The sequence below is a fragment of the Streptomyces katrae genome (assembly GCF_000966975.1).
GTDB classification, from domain to species: Bacteria; Actinomycetota; Actinomycetes; order Streptomycetales; family Streptomycetaceae; genus Streptomyces; species Streptomyces katrae.
In genome coordinates this window covers 1-5,328 of record NZ_JZWV01000862.1, presented here as the reverse complement: position 1 = coordinate 5,328, position 5,328 = coordinate 1, and the positions used below count along the sequence as shown (strand labels likewise).

Below are 5,328 nucleotides of genomic sequence, written 5' to 3'. Positions count from 1 at the left end.
CCTCCCGTCTCAGCGTCCGGCCGCCGTCTGGGGCCGCTACCCGCACGAAATGCCAATCAGAGAGGCATCCAGGGCCGGTGGGCGCGTCAGATCGCTACACGCTTCTCATTTCTCGGCGGCCGCAGCCCGCCTGGGGCTGATGCCGACAGTGGGCGAGGTCTGGTGGGAGGCCCACTCCCTTACCTCCGCGAGGTGGTCCGGTTGGAGGCCGTGGTGGGGATCCGGCTGGATGAGGAGGGTGGGGTGGCCTCGGGCCGTTCGTTCGGCGGCCCAGGTGTGGTCGAGGGGGGTGAAGTCGTCGTCGATCCAGGCGACTGGTGATTCGCCGAGCCACGGTTCGACGTGGTCGCGTTTCCAGAGGTAGCCGTTGGGGTGGCTGGTGGTGATCTGGGGTCGGGGGAGGTCGAGGTAGGGGAAACCGGGCAGGCCCAGGAGCGGGCCGATGATGGTGGTGGCGTCCTTGCGCCAGCTCGTGCACCACACGGGGGCGACGAGAGCGTCGGCCAGGAAGCGCGTGAGCATCGGGCCGTGGGCGGGGTTGAGCCAGACGGGCACGGGGTCGTCGGGGTTGCGGCCCGTGGGCAGGACGGCGTGGCGGAGGTGGGTGGGCGGGGTGCTGCCGTCGGGCGTCGGGAAGGGGATGAGGACGCCGTCGATGTCCAGGAGGAGGTGGGGTACGGGCATCGGGTGCCTCCGGTGGTCAGCGTTTGCGGGCGGTGATCAGGAGGGTGGTGGGCCACGGGTCGAGGCGGGGGTGCCGGAGGTCGAGGGCCGAAGTGATCCGCAGGCCGGTGCGGGAGAGGTGGGCCGCCCAGCGGTGGGCGTCGTACTCCCAGCGGGCGATGGGGTGGCGGGTGCGGTCGGGCATGGTGACGTAGTCCTCGCGGGGGTGGTCGTCCGGCGAAGGATGTCTTCCGGCCCGGGCCGGGTGGGGAAGCGAGAAGGCGAGGACGCCGCCGGGTGCCAGGTGGCGGGAGATCTCGGCGAGGAGGAGGGCCGGGGGGACCAGACCGATGGCGCCGAAGACGGAGTAGATCGCGTCGAAGGTCTGAGTGGTGGCCTGGAGGTGGTGCAGGGCGTGGCCGGCCGAGAAGGTGGTGCCGGTGATGTGGCCGTAGTGGGAGCGGGCCCGGCGGACCTGGAGACCGATCAGGTCGACGCCCGTCGTGGGGGCCTTGTGGTGGTGGGCGAGGTGGGCGACGTTGTGGCCCGGGCCGCAGCCCAGTTCCAGCAGGCGTTTGCCGCGCAGGTCCCGGCCGAGGAGTTCCGCGCCGGGGCCCAGGCCGGGGTGGGTGGTCCACTCCATCCGGGCGGGAGGGGTGAGGGCATGGGCCGGGGCGGTGGTCAGGCGCTGGGCGGCGTGGGCGTACCAGGGAGAGACCTGGGCGAGCACTAGACCTCCAGGAAGCGGACCACGTCGTTCAGGTGGCGCTGGACGACGGGGATGTAGGCGAAGTCCCTCGTCGGGTCGTTGATCCAGCGGATGGCCTGTTCCATGAACCATTCGACGGCCCACATGCGGTGCCAGCCGAGGGCCCATGCCTCGGCCGTCAGACCGCCCCGGGAGGCGAGGGCGTCCTCGTGGCCGCCTGCCGTGACGTACTGCTCCAGCAACACCCGGAGTCGGACGGGGTCGGGTGTGTCGGTGGTGCCGTGGTACGAGGCGAGGTCGATGAGGCCGGGGCCGGTGAAGGCGCGGGCGAAGTCGAGGAGGTGCCGGCCGTTCTCGCCGATGTGGACGCTGGTGGGGTGGAACTCGGAGTGGACCCAGCCGAACGGGTCGAGCGTCGCCCCCCGGGCACGGGACGCGGCCGCTGCGGAGATCGTTCGCAGTGCTGCTTCGACGTCCTCGCAGTTCGTCCACCGCTCGGCCTTGCGGAGGCGCTGGAGGTGGTCGAGGGCCCGGGAAGGGAGGGAGACCAGCCCGTTGCCGTCGAGGAGGGGCAGGCCGGTGGCCGGGCGGGCCCGGTGGAGCAGGACGGCGGCGGTGGCACCGTCCACGTCGTCGGCTTCGCGGACCGGGGTGCCGAGGTCGTCCATGAGCATGCCGAGCCAGTGGTCCCGGACGGCGGTGGCGTGGAGTTCGGGGACCGGCAGGCCGCGCTGGTGGGCGATGCGCAGTGCCTGGGCCTCGCGGTCGAAGGGCTCCTTGGCGTACTTGAAGACGGCCGTGGTGCCGCCGGGGAAGGTGACGCGTTCGACTCCGGACATGCCCCAGACACGGATCTCCGTGCGTTCGGGGAGGGGCTTGCGGAGGAGGGTGCAGAGGTCGTCGAGGAGGGCGGTGGTGAGGCTCTGGTCCATGGGGTGTCTCCGGGGGATGGTCGGCTTCGGGGCGGGTGGGTCGCCCGCCCCGAAGCCGTACGGGGGGCTACTCGGGGGCCGTCAGGCGGTGGGCGTAGACCTGCTCGATCCAGCCCGCCTTGAACGCGGCGAGGTCGTCTCGGAAGTTGGCCATCGAGGCGCCGTAGGGAGCGACGACGCCGCCGGTCTGGTCCGGCACGGACTGGCAGCCGTGCACGAGCCGGCCGCCGAGAGCGGCGTGGGCCTTGATGGACTCGATCCGGCGGTGCTCGTTGAACCAGCCGCCGTGGTAGACCTCGTCGAGCATCCCGCCCATCTCGTCGTCCAGGTCGAAGACGACAGAGGTGGCGGCGGGGAAGAACCAGCACGGACCGACGTTGGAGATGTGGCCGTCCAGTTCGACCTTGTTGAGCGCCATGAGGGTTGCGGCCTCGCGGAGCATCCGCAGGTGGTCGGCGGTGATCTGCGGCAGGCCCAGGCCGGCGAGGTGCTCGTCGCGGAAGAGGTACGCGTACACCTCGTACGCCGTCGTCAGGACGCGCGCGGCGTCCGACGTGGACGCGGCGTGGTTCCTGATGAAGTCGAGCGCCAGCTGCTCGACGGCGCTCTCGGTCGTCTCGTCGACGTCCATGAGCTGGGCCTTGACCAGCTCCCAGTCGGCGATGAGCCAGGTGTTGGACTCGAAGCGGAAGAAGTACTCGGCCGGGTCGATGGTGATGCGGCGGCCGTCCACGTGGATGCCGGGGAGGCGGCTCCATCGCGGGTCGAATGCGGCGGGCAGCTCGACCGTGATGGCCTGGGTTTCGATGGTGGTCACCGTGTCTCCGTCTCTGATCGTCCGGGCTCGGGCATAGGAATGCCCGAGCCCGGTAGGGCGTCCGGAACTTGGGGCCGCCCGGCCCGAGAGAGTGGGGCGGCTTGCGATAAGTGAACCGCCCGCTACGCAGAGTGGGTACGGTGTGACCGAGCCCAAGCGGTATACGCGGTTTACAGCTCCGGGACGGAGGAACGTGCCAGCGCCGACCGACGCCAACTCCCGCCTGCTCGAGACGATCCACGAGGCCGGATGCACGTATGAGGCCCTTGCCGGGGACGTCCGCCGTATCGCTGCGGAGAACGGCGAGCTACTTCAGACCAACAAGTCCGCCGTCTCCCACTGGGTCAAGGGCACTCGCACTCCGTCGGGGCAGACCGGCCAGTACCTGGCGGAAGCTCTCTCCCGCCGCCTCGGTAGTATCGTCACGCCGACCGAGCTCGGTCTCCATCCCGGAGACATCGAACCCGCCTGCACAGGCGACCCGGTCACGACCGCCTCCGACCTCGGTCGCGCAGACGTAGAACGGCGGCGCTTCCTCGCCATTGCCGCCTTCACCACGGCAGGCGTCGCCATGCCGCTCCTCCACGACCACGAAGCGACCTCCCGGATGCTCCGCGCCCGCGTCGGCCGGTCTTTCGTCGGTGCCGAGGACGTCGACGTCGTACGGCAGATCACGGCGGCTTTCAGCGCCGCCGACGAGCGTTTGGGCGGCGGGCACGGCCTCACGACCGTCACCGCTTACCTTGCTGACACAGCCGCTCCGATACTGCGCGGGCGGTTCCACTCGGAGCTCTTACGGCAGGCCGCCTTCGGCGCCGTCGCCGAACTCGCCTATCTGGCCGGTTGGAAGCACCACGACCTGGGACACGAAGGCGCCGCCCAGCGCTACTACCAGGTCGGCTACCAGCTCGCCTGCGAAGCGGACCCCCACGGTCACGCGGCCTGGATGATGCGCGCCCTCGCCCATCAGGCACTGAGCCTTAAGCAGCCCCACCACTGCGTCGACCTCGTCGAAGGTGCCTTGCAGCGTGGCCTCGGTCGCGTGGACGGCCAGACAGAGGCCCTCCTGCACATCACCCATGCCCGTGCCTTCGCCGCCTCCAACGAGAACGCGTCCGCCGCCCGCGCCCTCCTCGCCGCTGAGGACGCCCTCCTACGGGACGACGGACCCCAGCCCAGCTACTCCCGTGTCAGCGGCCCCGCAGCCGGCACCGTGGCCAGCCACACGGCCCGCACCCTGACGGACCTCGCCGACCACATCGGCACCGAGCAACAACACCGGGACGCGCTTACCCGCTGGGACCCGCAGAAGTACAAGCGCGTCCACGCCCTCACCCACGCCGACCTCGGCGACAGCCTCGCCGCCCAGGCCCGCGCCGACGAAGCCGTCGCCGCCTGGACCCAGGCCCTCGCCCTCATGGAGGGCATGACCTCCGACCGGACCCGGAAGGCGATCACCTCGATCCGCTCCACCCTCGCCGTGTACCAGCGCCGCCGCGTTCCCGGCGCCGCCGATCTCGCCCGCCGCGCCCGCGAGGCCCTCGCCTAACATGCCCAACAACCCGCCCGACGAAGGGAACACCGTGGCCCAGCAGACCGACGACCGCTCCCCAGCCCTCAAGCCGGCGCTCGAATCGATGACCCTGCTGGTAGCGGCTGTCATCGTCCACGACAAGGCCACCAACCGTGTCGTCCTCCTCCAACGCAGCGAGAACGCCAAGTTCGCCCAAGGCATGTGGGACCTGCCCGTCGGCAAGAGCGAACCGGGCGAACCCATCACCGAAACCGCAGTCCGCGAGCTCTACGAGGAGACGGGCCTCACCGTGAAGCCGGAGTTCCTCAAAGTCGCCCACATCATCCACGGCGCCTGGGGCGTCGAAGCCCCCAACGGATTCCTCACGGTCGTCTTCGTCGCCAACGAATGGACCGGCGAACCCGAAAACCGCGAACCCCGCAAGCACTCCCAGGTCCGCTGGGTCGACGCCAACGCCATCCCCGACGCCTTCGTGGACACCACATCGAGTGCTCTCCGCCAGTACTTGAACGCCGGTCCGGAGGTCTCGCTGAACGGGTGGTGAATCACCCGCAGACGCCGAGACGAAGGGAAGCGCGTAGCGATCTGCTGCGCGCACCGGCACCGGATGCCGCTCAGGTCGGCATTTCTTGCGGGTACCAGCCCCAGACGGCCGCCGGACGCCGAGCAAAGA

6 protein-coding genes are annotated in these 5,328 nt (G+C 70.4%); 2 read left to right on the top strand and 4 right to left on the bottom strand.

Features of this window, described 5'->3' with window-relative positions; genetic code table 11:
• Positions 1 to 105: 105 nt before the first annotated feature.
• From VR44_RS28285 to VR44_RS28270, 4 genes are all read right to left on the bottom strand, one after another.
• Positions 106 to 684, bottom strand: a complete 579-nt coding sequence (locus VR44_RS28285) for an HAD domain-containing protein (RefSeq protein WP_045950446.1) — start codon at positions 682 to 684, stop codon at positions 106 to 108.
• A gap of 16 nt (positions 685 to 700) precedes the next feature.
• Positions 701 to 1,393 (bottom strand): class I SAM-dependent methyltransferase, encoded by a 693-nt coding sequence (locus VR44_RS28280; RefSeq protein ID WP_045950445.1) that lies wholly within the window; start codon positions 1,391 to 1,393, stop codon positions 701 to 703.
• The gene (locus VR44_RS28275; protein WP_045950444.1) at positions 1,393 to 2,304 is read right to left on the bottom strand and encodes an aminoglycoside phosphotransferase family protein; all 912 of its coding nucleotides are present in this window, start codon (positions 2,302 to 2,304) and stop codon (positions 1,393 to 1,395) included. Before VR44_RS28275 ends, VR44_RS28280 begins: the two co-directional genes overlap by 1 nt.
• Positions 2,305 to 2,371: 67 nt before the next feature.
• Entirely contained in the window at positions 2,372 to 3,121 is a 750-nt protein-coding gene (locus tag VR44_RS28270; RefSeq protein ID WP_045950443.1) for a hypothetical protein, read from the bottom strand.
• Between the two features lie 193 nt (positions 3,122 to 3,314).
• On the opposite strand from VR44_RS28270, the gene VR44_RS28265 reads away from it, so the two are divergent.
• Positions 3,315 to 4,670 (top strand): NsdA family TPR-like regulatory protein, encoded by a 1,356-nt coding sequence (locus VR44_RS28265; RefSeq protein WP_045950442.1) that lies wholly within the window; start codon positions 3,315 to 3,317, stop codon positions 4,668 to 4,670.
• 1 nt (position 4,671) lies between these two features.
• Positions 4,672 to 5,199, top strand: a complete 528-nt coding sequence (locus VR44_RS28260) for an NUDIX domain-containing protein (RefSeq protein ID WP_045950441.1) — start codon at positions 4,672 to 4,674, stop codon at positions 5,197 to 5,199.
• The last annotated feature ends 129 nt before the right edge of the window (positions 5,200 to 5,328 follow it).